10 protein-coding genes are annotated in these 14,584 nt (G+C 62.5%); 3 read left to right on the plus strand and 7 right to left on the minus strand.

All coding sequences use genetic code 11. From position 1 onward, the window contains the following. Window positions 1-61: 61 nt before the first annotated feature. The 7 genes from HQ912_RS18460 to HQ912_RS18490 form a co-directional block, all read right to left on the minus strand. The gene (locus HQ912_RS18460; protein WP_173407131.1) at window positions 62-1,591 is read right to left on the minus strand and encodes a DHA2 family efflux MFS transporter permease subunit; all 1,530 of its coding nucleotides are present in this window, start codon (window positions 1,589-1,591) and stop codon (window positions 62-64) included. Window positions 1,592-1,791: 200 nt separating this feature from the next. Then, window positions 1,792-2,994, minus strand: coding sequence for an efflux RND transporter periplasmic adaptor subunit (locus tag HQ912_RS18465; RefSeq protein ID WP_047229310.1), 1,203 nt, complete (start codon window positions 2,992-2,994; stop codon window positions 1,792-1,794). Window positions 2,995-3,009: 15 nt separating this feature from the next. Further along, window positions 3,010-4,479 carry an efflux transporter outer membrane subunit gene (locus tag HQ912_RS18470; RefSeq protein WP_173407132.1) on the minus strand — a complete coding sequence of 490 codons (1,470 nt, stop codon included), beginning with the start codon at window positions 4,477-4,479 and terminating at the stop codon, window positions 3,010-3,012. Next, a complete protein-coding gene (locus HQ912_RS18475; protein WP_047229308.1) occupies window positions 4,476-4,949 on the minus strand; it encodes a MarR family winged helix-turn-helix transcriptional regulator in 474 nt (157 codons plus the stop codon). The genes HQ912_RS18470 and HQ912_RS18475 overlap by 4 nt, the downstream gene beginning before the upstream one ends. A 223-nt stretch (window positions 4,950-5,172) precedes the next feature. Beyond that, complete coding sequence (locus tag HQ912_RS18480; protein WP_173407133.1) at window positions 5,173-8,859, minus strand: translocation/assembly module TamB domain-containing protein; 3,687 nt, start codon at window positions 8,857-8,859, stop codon at window positions 5,173-5,175. Then, the gene (locus tag HQ912_RS18485; RefSeq protein WP_173407134.1) at window positions 8,856-10,583 is read right to left on the minus strand and encodes an autotransporter assembly complex family protein; all 1,728 of its coding nucleotides are present in this window, start codon (window positions 10,581-10,583) and stop codon (window positions 8,856-8,858) included. Before HQ912_RS18485 ends, HQ912_RS18480 begins: the two co-directional genes overlap by 4 nt. Before the next feature lie 66 nt (window positions 10,584-10,649). Then, window positions 10,650-11,300, minus strand: coding sequence for a GNAT family N-acetyltransferase (locus HQ912_RS18490; protein WP_173407135.1), 651 nt, complete (start codon window positions 11,298-11,300; stop codon window positions 10,650-10,652). A 176-nt stretch (window positions 11,301-11,476) separates the two neighbouring features. Between HQ912_RS18490 and xthA the strand changes: the two genes are divergently transcribed. The 3 genes from xthA (at window position 11,477) to HQ912_RS18505 (ending at window position 14,547) form a co-directional block, all read left to right on the plus strand. Continuing rightward, the gene (gene xthA / locus HQ912_RS18495) at window positions 11,477-12,289 is read left to right on the plus strand and encodes an exodeoxyribonuclease III (protein ID WP_047229304.1); all 813 of its coding nucleotides are present in this window, start codon (window positions 11,477-11,479) and stop codon (window positions 12,287-12,289) included. Window positions 12,290-12,504: 215 nt separating this feature from the next. Continuing rightward, complete coding sequence (locus HQ912_RS18500) at window positions 12,505-13,839, plus strand: substrate-binding domain-containing protein (protein ID WP_173407136.1); 1,335 nt, start codon at window positions 12,505-12,507, stop codon at window positions 13,837-13,839. A 366-nt stretch (window positions 13,840-14,205) separates the two neighbouring features. Continuing rightward, entirely contained in the window at window positions 14,206-14,547 is a 342-nt protein-coding gene (locus HQ912_RS18505) for a DUF6124 family protein (protein WP_139050691.1), read from the plus strand. Window positions 14,548-14,584: the final 37 nt, after the last annotated feature.

Here is a 14,584-nt window from a genome sequence, read left to right on the forward strand (position 1 = left end):
TCGCGAGCAAGCTTTGCTCCCACAGGCTCGCTCCCACATTGGATTGCATTTCACTTCTGAATCAATGCCCCGCCGACGCAGGCCCCGCCTTCGCCGCAAACGGCGGTTTCGCCAGCCACACCAGCACGATCAAGCCCATGAACGCCCAACCCAGCAGCGTGAAGTAATCCACGGTGGAGAGCATGTACGCCTGGCTGTTGAGGATCTGGTCGAGCTGGGCATAAGCCGGTGTGCTCGCGCCACCGAGATGGTTAAGCGCCTCGCGGGTGGCCGGCTCATAGGTGCTGATGCTTTCACTCAGGTAGGCATGGTGCTGGTCGGCCCGGCGTATCCAGATCCAGGTGGTCAGCGATGCGGCAAAGCTGCCGCCCAGGGTGCGCAGGAACGTCGCCAGTCCCGCGCCATCAGCGATCTGTTGTGGCGGCAGGTCCGACATCAGGATGCTCAAGGTCGGCATGAAGAACAGCGCCACGCCGATCCCCATGAACAACTGCACTAGGGCAATGTGCTGGAAATCCACTTCGTTGGTGAACCCGGCGCGCATGAAGCAGCTCAGGCCGATGGCTAGAAACGCCAGCCCGGCCAGCAGGCGCAGGTCGAACTTGTGGGCGTATTTGCCGACGAAGGGCGACATCAATACCGGCAGGATGCCAATGGGCGCCACCGCCAGCCCGGCCCAGGTGGCGGTGTAGCCCATCTGGGTCTGCAACCACTGCGGCAGGATCAGGTTGATGCCGAAGAACCCGGCGTAGCCCCCCACCAGCACAATAGTGCCGATGCGAAAGTTGCGGTAGGCGAACAGCCGAAGATTGACCACCGGATGGCGGTCGGTCATTTCCCAGATCACAAACACGGCCAGGGCAATGACCGAGATCAGCGCACCGATAATGATGAAGTTCGACTCGAACCAATCCAGGTCGTTGCCTTTGTCGAGGATCACCTGCAGCGCACCGACACCGATGATCAGCGTGATCAACCCCACGTAATCCATTGGCTGGTGGCTGGTGAGCACCGGCCGCGCCTTCAGTTGCTGGCGCACCACCATCACGGCAAAGATCCCAATGGGCACGTTGATGAAGAAGATCCACGGCCAGCTGTAGCTGTCGGTGATCCAGCCGCCGAGGATCGGCCCGGCGATCGGCGCCACCACCGTGACCATCGCCAGCAACGCCAGGGCCATGCCGCGCCTGGCCGGCGGATACACGGCAATCAGCAAGGTCTGGGTCATGGGGTACAACGGCCCGGCCACCAGCCCCTGAAGGACACGAAAGCCAATCAGCTCCGGCATCGAAGTGGAGATACCGCACAGAAACGAGGCGAGCACGAACAGCAGGGTTGCCCACAAAAACAGCTTCACCTCGCCAAACCGACGGCTGAGCCAGCCGGTCAGCGGCAAGGCGATGGCGTTGCTCACCGCGAACGAGGTGATGACCCAAGTGCCCTGCTCCGAACTGACACCCAGGTTGCCGGAAATGGTCGGCAAAGCGACGTTGGCAATGGTGGTGTCGAGCACTTGCATGAACGTCGCCAACGACAGCCCGATGGTGCTGAGCAACAGGCTGGGCGGCGTGAAGGACGCGTTATTGCTCATTGCGAAATCCTATGAAGCGAAACGGACATGACAAAGTCGCGCAAAAGTCCCGGTTGAAATGGGGGACAAAACTGTGGGAGCGAGCCTGCTCGCGATGACGGTTTGTCAGTCGCCATCAACCCTGGCTGATCCACCGCTATCGCGAGCAGGCTCGCTCCCACAGGTTCAGGTCATTACCCAAGTCGCCGGGCATGGCTACCTCAGCGCTGCGCGGTCTTGCTGGCAGCGGCACTGTTTTCGTGGATCAACCGGCTGATCATCGCGTCGGCGTCGACCAGTTGCCGGTCATAGACCTGGGTGCTGAAAGAGGCTTGTTTCGGTGGTTGCTGGGCCAGCACCGGACCACTCTGGTCGCGCAGGTTGACGTCGACCTGGGTCGACAGGCCGACCCGCAGCGGATGCTTGGCCAATTCCTGGGCGTTGATATGAATACGCACCGGCACCCGCTGCACGATCTTGATCCAGTTGCCGGTGGCGTTCTGCGCTGGCAACAAGGCGAACGCGCTGCCGGTGCCGGCACCGAGACTGTCGACGGTGCCGCTGTACTTCACGTCGCTGCCATAGAGGTCGGTTTCGATGTCCACCGGCTGGCCGATGCGCATGTCCCGCAGCTGGGTTTCCTTGAAGTTGGCGTCAATCCATAACTGATCCAGCGGAATCACCGCCATCAGCGCCGTGCCCGGCTGCACCCGCTGGCCCAACTGCACCGTGCGCTTGGCGACGTATCCGGTGACCGGCGCGATCAAGGTGCTGCGGGCGTTGGTCAGGTAGGCCTGACGCAATTGCGCGGCGGCCGATTGCACGTCTGGATGGGACGCCACCACGGTGTCATCCACCAAGGCACTAGAGGTCTTGAGTTGCTGTCTGGCGTTGGCCAACGCATTCTGCGCCGAGGTCAAATCGTCACGGGCGTGGGACAGTTCCTCCCGGGAAATCGCCCCGCCGGCCGCCAGGTTCTTGCGTCGGTTGTAGTTCTCCTGGGCCTTCTGTACTTCGGCCTCCTGGGCTTTGACCTGGGCGCGCATGCCATCGACGTTGCTGTACAAGCCACGCACCTGGCGCACGGTACGGGCCAGGTTGGCCTGGGCACTTTGCAGCCCGACCTCGGCGTCGTTCGGGTCGAACTGCACCAGCACCTGGCCTTCGCGCACCAGGTCACCGTCGTCGGCACCGATGCTCACCACGGTGCCGGTGACCTGCGGCGTGATTTCCACCACATTGCCGTTCACATAGGCATCGTCGGTGCTCTCACTCCAGCGGCCATACAGTTCGTGCCAGGCCCAGACGCCCAGGCCACCCAGGACGACAATCAGTGCCAGCCCCAGCAGCATCAGCTTGCGCTTGCGCGGGTTGCTGCTGTCCTGGGCAGTTTCAGAGGGTTGGGTAGTTTCGGCAGTAGCCATGACAAGTACCTCGAATCAGTTGTGCGACGTGGTGGAGGCCGGCGCGGCCGAAGCCAGGGTGTCGGCCTCGAAGCCACCGCCCAGGGCCTGCATCAGTTGGATCGACAGGTCGATCTGCTCGGCATTCAGGTTCGCCAGTTGGCGCTGGGCCTGGAGCAATTGCTGCTCGATGCTCAGCACATCCAGGTAATTTCCGATGCCGGAGCCATAGCGCTGGACCACGGTGTCGTAAGAGTTCTGCGCGATATCGGTAGCGTGTTGCTGCGCGGCGATCTGCCGAGCGATGTCGCGCAACTGGTTGATGGTGTCGCTGACATCTCCAAGGGCCTTGACCAGACTCTTGTTGTACTGCGCCACCGCCATGTCGTAATCAGCATCCCGGGCATCCAGGTCCGCCCGCAGTCGCCCACCGTCGAAGATCGGCAGCGACACCGTCGGCGCTACGTTGAAAAAGCGGCTGGCCGAACCGAACATCGCGTCCCCCAACAACGACTGCACCCCCGCCGCCGCGCTGAGATTGAGGTTGGGGTAGAACTGAGTCTTGCCGGCTTCAATGTCCTTGCCCGCCGCCTCGACTCGCCAACGACCGGCGACCAGATCCGGACGACGGCCCAGCAATTCGGCTGGCAGGTTCGACGGCAGGGCAACGGCGCTGGCTTGCAGCACGTGAGGGCGAGCAATTTCATTGCCGCGGTCCGGCCCCTTGCCCAACAGCACCGCCAAGGCGATTTTTGCGCTTTGCAGGCGTTTTTCTGCGTCGATCCGGCTCGCATCGGCGCTGGCTTCCAGGCTTTCGGTCTGCTGGAACTGATATTCGCTGTCGATCCCGGCGCTGAGGCGGCGCTTGCCCAGATCGAGCATTTGCCGGGTGCGCTTGAGGTCCTCGGAGGCCAGGTCATAAATGATATGGGCCTGCCCCAGATCGCTGTAGGCCCTCGCCACGTCAGCGGCGAGCGTCAGGCGAGCGGCCTGCCGGTCGATCTCGGCGGCGCGGGCCTCGCCCAGGGCCGCTTCCCAGGCCGCACGCTGGCCGCCCCAGAGGTCGAAGTTGTAATTGAAATCCACGCCCAGCGAACGCAGGGTGCTGTACGCCCCGCCCTGCCCTTGCGGGTCCTGGTCACGGGCCAGCCGCGAACGGCTGACACTGGCGCTGGCGTCCAGGGTCGGCATGCGCGCCGCATTGGCGGCGTAGGCAGCGGCACTGGCCTGATGCACCCGAGCGCTGGCGATCTGCATGTCCGGGCTGTCGCGCAACGCTTCGTGGATCAGACCGTCGAGTTGTGGATCGCCGAGGCTTTTCCACCAATCGCTTTTCGGCCAGGAAGCGGGTGACAGCGTGACGCCGTTGAGAGATTGCCCGGCCTTGAGGTTTTGAGCCTCAAGGCGGACGCCTTCGGTGTTCAGGCCGCTGTAACTGGCACAACCGGCCAGGCTCATGGCCAGCAACACCAGGCTGATGCGGGTACGCAAGGTTTTACGACTCATTTGTCCCCCAACCGCAACACGGTGATGGGATCACCGGCGGCGAGCAGAATTTTCTTGAGGATTTGTTCGAGGATTTGCAACTCCTCGCGGCTGATGGCGCCCGCCAACTGGTTCATGGCATCGGCGCCGATAACAGGCAGGCGATCGGCCAGGGCCTGGCCGGCTTCGGTCAGCACCAGTCGCACCTGCCGACGGTCATCCGCCGAGCGCTGGCGGATCAGAAAACCTTTCTGCTCCAGACGATCGACCATTCGCGTCATCGAGCCGCTGTCCAGGGACAGGTACCGACACAGCTCGACCGGCGTATCGATGCCGTGCTGGGCCATGATGATCAACACCTTGAACTGCGCGGCAGTGATGCCGACGGGTTCCATGTGGGTGTCGATGATTCGGTCTTTGAGCAGCGCGGCACGACCGAGCAGCATGCCGAGGTGGCAATTGTGGAAATCGTCCGGGGTGAAATGTTTCATCTGACCACCTTTTACTGCCTAGGCAGTGAATGTATGTCGAGATGTTACTGCCTAGGCAGCAAATGTCAAACAAATAGTTAGCTTGCTATGCACAACCCGACAAACGCAGATAAAAAATGTGGGAGCGAGCCTGCTCGCGATAGCGTCGTGACAGTCAACATTGAGTCGGCTGATACATCGCTATCGCGAGCAGGCTCGCTCCCACAGGAGGTGGCGCGAAGGCTTAGAAATCGCGCTTGTAGAAGATATCCAGGGAGCTGGCGACGCCGCTGGCGGCTTCCAGGTACACCCGCTTGCTGAGTTTGTAGCGCAGGGCGATGGTGTTGGCCGGTTCGAACACGCCGACGCCGTAACGCAGGCTGAGTTTTTCCGTCAGATTGCCGCTGGCCACGACGCTGGTGGCATCGCCGCTGCCCTGGGTGTCGAGCTGGAAATCCTCGATGCCCAGATTGTTGGCGAGGCTGGTGGTCACCCCCGCACTGCCCATCAGCCCCAGGCCCAGTGCCGCCTGGGCGAGCATGTTGTTGTCCTCACCCGTGGTGCTCAGCGGCCGGCCGAGTACCAGATAAGACAACGCCTGCTCCTGGCTCATGGCCGGTTCAGAGAAGATTTGCGTGGTCGGCTGTTCGGCGCTGCCGCTCAAACGAATGCCGGCGATCACGTCGTCGGTCTGGCGAATCGCTTCGATATCCAGGTAAGGCTGGTCGATCGGCCCGGCGAACAACAGCCGCGCCCGACGCACCGTCAGCCGTTGCCCATAGGCCCGGTAGCGACCGTCGTTGAGCCAGAGTTCACCGCGAGTGTCCATGTTGTCGCCGATGTGCACCTGGCCTTGTACGTTGGCCGTCAGGCCGAAGCCCGAAAACGCGAGCTTTTCCTGGCCCACGATCACATCGATGTCCATCGCCATGGCCATCGGTGTCTTGCCCTCCTCGGTCTGGTGGCCAACGATCACCGTATCATCCGACACCTTGACGGTAGACGGCGGCAGTTCGCGCACGGTGATTTCGCCTTTGGGCACCAGGACCTTGCCGGCGATGGAAAGCCGCTCGCCCTGCAACGTGATGGTCAGGTCCGGCGCCACCTCCAGCACCGCGTAAGGCTCGACGGTGACCGGCAATTGCGAACCCTTGAGCGCCAGGTCCATGCTCAGGGCTTCGCCCCAGCCGATGTCCCCGGTCAGGCTGCCTCGGCCGCCCTTGCCACTTTTCCAGTCACCGTTGAGGCGCACCGTTTCACCGGCAATCGTTGCGCGCATCTGCAAGTCTTCGAGGCTGACCGGCAGTTCCGGGCCGGACACTTCGCCATCGCTGATCAACAGGTTGCCGTTGACCTGGGGCGCCAACAAACCACCCGACAGCGTGCCGCTGCCATTCAGGTGACCGGTGAGGGTTTCCACCATTGGCAGGAATGGCCGCGCCACGGACAAGTCCAGGCCGCTCAGGCGGAACGAGCCGCTCAGCGGTTTGCTGGCCGGCAACGGATTGATCTGCGCCTGGAGCATCAGTTCGCCCAGCTTGGCCCCAACGAAATTCAGGCTGGTGTCGATCCGTTTGGGCGTCAGGCGACTGTCGAGGGTCAAGGTCTGGTAGGGGAAGTCCAGCCATTGCTCAGCGTCGCGGTCCTTGTCCCGGATCCGCAAAGTGCCGCCGCTGGCGTCCACCAGAATGCGCCCGTTCGGGCCGCTGACCGGCAGGTCCAGTTGCAGGTCGGCGTTGAGTCGGCCCTGCCAGGCAAAATCCTTGGGCATCCACTGGGCCAGGCTTTCGATGGGGAATTGCTTGAGGTGATAGCGCAGCTTCGGCTCCGGCATCAGGCGCTGATCCTCACCACACAGGCTGGCCTCGCCGGAACGCCAACAGTGGGCCCCCAGGTTGAGCGTGCCATTGGCCAGGCGCTCCAGCTTGGCCGGGGCTTGCAGACGCCAAGCCTGGCCGCCGGCCTGCACATTGCCAGTGCTGAGACGCCCGCGCCAGTTGCCTTGGTCGAGCACGCCATCGAGCGCCAGGGCCGTTTCCAGCTGTGGCCCTTGCAGGTCGAGGGTCAGTTTTTGCTGCCTGATGTCGCCCTGCCCGCTCACCGTCAGGACACCGAGCGACGTATCGCCCGCCCGAATGCCGCTGGCCTTGAGGTCAACCTTGCCGCGCTGCGCGCTGTCGAGGGTCGCATCCAGGTTCAGGCTTTGTAGGCGGTTGTCCTGCAACGCCAGTTGCGTGCCTTGCAGGTCGAGCTTGCCTTGGGGGGCCTTGAGTGTCCCGGCCACGTTGAGGCGACCGACCAACTGGCCGCGCAATTGCGGCCAGAGTTGGGCCAGGCGCGAGAGTTTGATATCGATCTGACCGCTGAGTTTTTCTTGCAGGCTGCCCGTGCCGTTGATGCGGTTGTCACCCAGGCGAATGTCCAGCGCGCTGAGGTTCCACTGCTCACCAACACCGTTGGCCTTGGCTTGGAACAGCGCCGGTTGGCCGCGCAACTTGCCCTTGAGGTCCAGGTCCGCATCAAGCTCCAGGCGGTCATTTTTCATCGAACCCTTGCTGCGCAACGGCCCGGCCAGGGTGCCGGGCAGCTCCCCCAGCCAGTACGCCGGGTTGATGGCCGACAGCTCCAGCGCTGTGTCCCAGGCGATGCCCTCGGCAAATTCAAGGTTCAGATGGCCTTCGGCCTTGCCCTGCCCGGCGGCGAGTTTGAGTTCCGGCAAATGGATCGTCGTCAGGTCGCCGCTGAATGGGCTGTCCAGGCTGAACGCTCCGGCGGGGCCGTCCAGCGCGGCCTGGAAATTGCCCAGGTATTTGCCATCGGTATACGACACTTCACCGTTGAAACTGCGCAGCGTCACTTGTGGCTCGTCGATCAGCGGATAGAGGCGATGCCAAGGGAAGTCCAGCCAGGCGATTTTCGCCTCGGCGCTCAGACCTTCGCGCCAGTCCAACTGGCCGGTGAGCTTGAGGTATTGCTGATCACTGGCGTTAAGGTCCAGGCCGGCGATCTGCGCACCGTTGGCGTCCACCTTGCCTTGCAGCAGCAAGGCCACCGGGCCTTTTTCGGCGGGCAACGTTGCCTTGCCAAGCAACTGGTAGCCGCTGTTCAGATCGCCTTCGCCCGTCAGCTCCAATTGATTGAGCATCAGGGTATCCGGCAGATCGGCGGCGGCCCTGAAGCCGTCAGCGGTGATGCGTACCTTGGCCGGCAGGTTGTCCGCCAGCGGTTGCAGCTCACCGACCAATCGGCCTTGCAGATAGCCGCTGCTGTCGGCGTTGAGATTGAGGGTTTTGAGCAGGTTGCCATCGATGTTCAGGTCCAGCGTCCAAGGCGTGGAGCCTGGCGCCGGCAAGGTCAACCGGCCCTGGGCCTTCAGCGGCCAGTCGCCGCCGGGTTGCAGCAAACCGGACAGCTTCAGGCTCAGCTCGTCGCGCTGCAGCTGCACCGAGTCGATCTGCAGACCTTGGGCGGTCCAATGCGCGGCCAGTTGCAAGCCCTTGAGCTGTTCGCTGCCATTGAACAACAGGCTGCCGACCTGCACGTCGCCCAGTTCCAGGGCAAGCGGCAAGTTCAGGTCCGGCAAGGTGATCGGACCGCTGCTCGGCTCGTCAGTGGACGGAGGAAATTGCAGGCTGACCTTGTCGGCCTTGAGCTGATCGATGCACAGGGTCATGCGCGCCAGGCATAGCGGCGACCAGGCGAAGATCACCTGATCGAGTTCCACTCGGCTGCTGTCCTGCTGCCACAACAGGTGGTCGGCACTCCACTGGCCGCCCAACCGTCCCTGAAAATTATCCGTGCTCAAACCCGGCACAACGCCAAGCGCCCAACGACTGCCCCATTGCGTGCCGAGCACGATGCTCAGGGTCAGCACGACCACCAGCAGCAACGTGCCGAGCGCCAGCAGCGCTATTTTCAAACCACGATTCACAACTCGGGCCCCATGGAAAAGTGCAAGCGAATGCCGCCGTCGTCGTCCAGCGCATGGGCGAGGTCGAGGCGGATCGGCCCCACCGGCGACACCCAGCGCACACCGACGCCGACACCCGTCTTGAGGCTCGGCAGCTCAAGGCTGTTAAAGGAATTGCCTTGGTCGACGAAGGTCGCCACCCGCCATTTTTGCGCAATCGAATACTGATACTCGAGGCTGCCGGCGACCATGTAGCGACCACCGATGCGATCCCCTTCGGAGTTTTCCGGTGACAGGCTTTGATAATCGTAACCGCGCACACTCTGGTCGCCACCGGCGAAGAAGCGCAGGGATGGCGGGATGGATTTGTAGCCATTGGTGGCACTGCCACCGACCTGAGCCCGGGCCAGCAGACGATGCTTGTCGAACACGGTGGTCAGGCCCTTGACCATGGCCGTGCCATATAAAAGGTTGTTGTCCGAGCCAAGCCCTTCCTTGGCGACCTTGGTGTCGAATTGAATGCGATAGCCGTTGCGCGGATCGATGCGGTTGTCACTGCGCAGGTAGGAATAGCTCACGCCCGGCATCAGCAAGGTGCTCAGGCCCGAATCGTCGCCGAGCCGATATTCCTCGCGCTGCCACTTGAGCGACACCACCCGCTGCCAGCCACTGGGCAACTTGCTGTGCCATTCGGGGCCCACGGTCAGCAGCTTGCTGAGGCTATCGGTGCCGGACAGCTCTTCATATTGATAGCCACCGGCGTAGCGCATCTTGTCGGTCAACGGCGGGTCCAGGGGTACGTCGTACCACAGGCCAACGTTCTGCCGGGGCGCCGACACTTCGGCTTCCCAGCCATAACTGTGGCCCTGGGGATTGACCCAGTGGCGCGTCCAATTGGCCTTGGCCCGCGGGCCGACGTCGGTGGAGAACCCCAGGCCCAGGCCCATGGTGCGCGGCTTGCGGGTCTCGAGCTTGACCGCCACCGGGATCACGTTATCCGTGGCGGCGGTAGGTGCCGCGTCCACCCGCACGCCTTCGAAATATCCGCTCGATTGCAGGGCCTGGTTGAGTTCTGCGATGAGTTCCGAGTCGTACGCCTCGCCCGCCTTGAACGGCACCATGCGCTGCAACAACTCTTCATCAAAGGGCGTGTCACCCTCGAAACTCACCGGGCCCAGGGCGTAGCGCGGGCCGCTGTCGTAGACCAGCTCGATGTCGGCCACGCCGGCCTGGGGGTCCACCAACAGCTTCTGGCTGACAAATCGCCCGCTGAAAAACCCATAGCGCGAGGCCTGGTTCTGGATGATCCGTTTGGCGTCTTCATAGCGCCCATGATTAAGCACCGCGCCAGGTTTGAGCGCGGCGTTGTCCGGTACACGAAAAGCCTTGAGGGAAGCGGCCGGGCCATCGATGCGCACGGTGACATTGCGCAGGTGCACGGGCTCGCCAGGGTCGATGGTCAGGATCAGGCGCGGGGTCTTGCCGCCCTCGACCTCGCTGTCGATCTGCGGCTGGTAGTAACCCAGCGCCTGGGCGGCTTTGCGCGCCTGTTCCTCGGCACCACGACTGAAGCGCAACAAAGCCTCTTCGTCACGATCGCCCACGCCGCCGATATAGCCTTCTACGTTAGCCTTGAGCTGGTCGTTGGACGGCTTGACCCGTACAGCCAATTCACTTTGTGCCAGTGCCGCGCAGCTGAGGGACAGCAAGAGCGCACCACTGGTCATTCGTCCTGGGAAATTCATGGCGCGGATGCTATCACGAGCTTGGAAGCCTGATAGAGCCGGACATGTCTCAAAAGTTTCCCCGGATTACGCCGTCGCGCTCTGCAATACCTGCGGGTTGGCGTGAAAGAAGACATGTTCGCGGACGGGTCCTACCGCAATCTCGCCGATTTCCTCATAACCCTGACGTTTATAGAACTCCAGGTAACGTGGGTTGCCGGTGTCCAGCACCACGCCTTGGGAGTTCTCGTCCACCGCACACCAGTTATGCACCGCCGTCAGTAACTGTTCGCCGAAGTGTTGGCCTTGGAACTGTGGATGCACCCCCAGCAGTGGCAATACATGGACAGAATCCGACGGCAGGCAAGCCGTCACTGCGGCATGGTAGTCCAGGTAACGCCGGGTGCAGCGAAAGCCGGTGCTCAACACCATACGCAGGCGCCAGGCCCAGCTTTCAGTGATACCCAGGCGGCGCTGCGGGGGAGCAATCAGTGCGATGCCGATCAGGCGGTCGTTGACCAGCAAGCCGATGGCCGGCAGATCCTGGAGAAAATGCTGTTTGACCAACTCACGCACCGTGGCCCGTACCCGATGTTCATAACCGGGCCGCTCGGATTCGAACAGGAAGCTGAAGGTCGGTTCATGACGATAGGCCTGGTAGAGCAATGAACGTGCCTCGCGGGAATAACCGCTGTCGAGCATATGGATGTCGGCGATGGCGGTGGCGGTTTCTGGCATGACGGTCAATCTCCTGGGCGAGGCTCGGTGAGGCCCCGCTCTTATTGAGTACGAACCCGATTAGGCTCTGATCGTTCCTACATGCACAGGACATTAGCAGCGCATTTGTCCTACTGCCACGCTGGCCGTGCTCCTACATGTCAGCTAGCATCGCAGTTTTGCCAGGACAGCCGACCATGAAGATCGTCTCCTTCAACATCAACGGGCTGCGCGCCCGCCCCCATCAGCTGGCGGCGCTGATCGAGAAGCACCAGCCAGACGTGATCGGCCTGCAGGAAACCAAGGTCCACGACGAGCAGTTCCCCCTGGCCGAGGTGCAGGCCCTGGGTTATCACGTGCATTACCATGGGCAGAAGGGCCACTACGGCGTCGCCCTGCTCTCCCGCCAGGCTCCACTGACGTTGCACAAAGGCTTCGAGAGCGACGAGGAAGACGCCCAGCGGCGTTTCATCTGGGGCACCTTCGCCGATGCCAACGGCGTGCCGGTGACCATCATGAACGGTTACTTCCCCCAAGGCGAAAGCCGCGACCACCCGACCAAGTTCCCGGCCAAGGAGCGTTTCTACAACGACCTGCAGCAACTTCTGGAAAGCCGTTTCAGCAACGACCAGCCCGTAGTGGTGATGGGCGACGTGAACATTTCCCCGGAAGACAGCGACATCGGCATCGGCCCGGACAACATGAAACGCTGGCTGAAAACCGGCAAATGCAGCTTCCTGCCGGAAGAGCGCGAGTGGATGGCACGCCTGAAGAACTGGGGCCTGGTGGACAGCTTCCGGCACCTGAACCCGGACGTCACCGACCGCTTCAGCTGGTTCGACTACCGCAGCCGCGGTTTCGAAGACGAGCCCAAGCGTGGCCTGCGCATCGACCTGATCCTCACCTCCCATGGGCTGCTGCCACGGGTCAAGGATGCCGGGGTGGATTATGAACTGCGCGGCATGGAGAAACCTTCGGACCATGCGCCGATCTGGCTGCAGTTGAGCTAAATCCAGGGCATACACAAACCTTGTGGGAGCGAGCCTGCTCGCGATAACGGCGGCACATTCAAAATCAATGTGGCAGTTGCACCGCTATCGCGAGCAGGCTCGCTCCCACAAGGGATCTTCGGCGAACTGCGGCTGACAAGTCGCACGCCTGTCACTTTTCAGTAACCTGACTGACTTAATCTTCCGGCACTTCCTCAGGTTCAGAAGGTGTCGGCATGCGGCTGCGCGTTGTTTTTTTCATGGGCCTCTGGCTGCCGCTTACGGCATGGGCCAGCGGCCTGCCGATTCCCGAACACGGCCCCGCGCTGCGCCTGCAAGGCTCGAACACCATCGGCGCCACGCTGGGGCCGGCGCTGGTCAAGGCGCTGATGGTGGATCAGGGGCTGCTCAAGGTCCGTACCGAAATCACCGACCGTGAGAACGAGCAGCGTATCGTCGGCCAGGCCGCCGATGGTCGGCGGGTGGAAATCGACATTGCCGCCCATGGTTCCAGCACCGGGTTTTCCGCCCTCAAGCACGCCAGCGCCGAACTGGCGGCCTCTTCGCGACCGATCAAGAACAGCGAGCTCAGGGAGCTGGCACATCTGGGGGACCTGAAAAATCCCAGCGCCGAACAGGTCATCGCCATCGATGGCCTGGCGATCATTCTTCATCCACAAAACCCGCTGCGCCAGCTCGACACCCGGCAACTGGCGAAGATATTCAGCGGCGAAGTAAACACCTGGGAATCGGTGGGCGGCGCCGGCGGCCCGATTCATCTCTACGCGCGGGATGAGCAGTCCGGCACTTACGACACCTTCAAGGAACTGGTGCTCAACCGACAGGGAAAACGCCTCGCCCCTTCTGCCCGGCGCTTCGAATCCAGCGAGCAGCTTTCCGACGCCGTCAGCCAGGATCCCCAAGGCATCGGTTTCATCGGTTTGCCCTACGTGCGCCAGGCCAAGGCGCTGGCGATTGTCGACGGCGACTCCCAGCCCATGATGCCGCTGACCCACCTGATCGCCACCGAAGACTACCCATTGTCGCGCAGGCTGTTCTTTTACCTGCCACCGCAAGAAACCAACCCGTGGGCCGAGGCACTGGTTGAGTTCACCCAAAGCGAAAAGGGCCAGGCCATCGTCGCGGCCAACGGGTTCATCGCGCAAACCGTCCAGGCCATGGCCGTCACCCCCAATGCGCTGATGCCTGAGGGCTATCAGGCCCTGAGCCGCCATGCACAACGGCTGTCGGTCAACTTCCGCTTCGAAGAAGGCAGCGCCAGCCTCGACAACAAGGCCCAGCAGGACCTGGGGCGTGTGCTCGCCTATATAAAGCAGCACGACAAGCTCGACCGCCGAGTGACGCTGGTTGGGTTTGGCGACGCCAAGGACGACCCGGCGCGCGCCGACCTTCTGTCCCGGTTGCGGGCCATGGCGGTGCGGCGCGAATTGGTCAAACACGGTGTGGCGCTGCGCGAAGTACGCGGCTTCGGCGCCCTGATGCCGGTGGCGGCCAACAGCGAGGATGAAGGCCGGGTCAGGAATCGGCGGGTGGAGGTTTGGGTTTACTGACACCGAAAGGCCAAATGTTTATCCCGCCAGCCACGGCGTAGGACCTGACCACCTCGCCTTGCGCCGTTGCCTACAACTACGCCAGAATCCGCCGGCTTGTGCGCCTTGGGGTCGGGCTTTATCGTTTTCCGGTCGCTGACGAATCAGCGATCGGGTTTGGTAGCCCGGGTAAAACTAAGGCGCACAGCTCCGGCAGACACACGCCGCCGATAACTTTCGTCGGCAGGTTTGTTATGGCGGCTGTGCGTGGGGCGCCCTTGTGGCGCGCTGGGTTTGCCTTGGTACCCGGTCTACCAACCTGCGTATAGCCGCCACCTAATGTTTGGTAGCAATAGGTGCGGCTCCATTAACCAAGGAGTTTCATCTATGTTCAAACCAACACCTAATCCGCCAGACACCGATCCAACCACGCTTAACACCAAAGAATTCGGCAAAGCCGCCGACCGTGCCCTCGACTTCTACCTCAAGCCCAAACCCACCAAGCCCGAGCCTGCTCCAAGCCAAGTCTTCACCGTCGTCAACGGCATCGACACCGAAGCCCTGCTCGCCAACCTCAGCGAAACCCTGGCCTCGGCCAATGCCATGGTCAGCGACCTGGCCTTCGATCTGGAAGGTTCCCGGCGCCACGTCGCCCTGGGCATTCAGCAACTGATCGAACTGGGCGGCTTGCTGGCGAACCGAGCGCTGGATAACGTCGACCCACGCTAGCCGCTACCACACACTCCCACTGTGGGAGCGGGCTTGC

The sequence above is a fragment of the Pseudomonas sp. MPDS genome (assembly GCF_013283895.1).
Taxonomy (GTDB): Bacteria; Pseudomonadota; Gammaproteobacteria; order Pseudomonadales; family Pseudomonadaceae; genus Aquipseudomonas; species Aquipseudomonas rhizophila.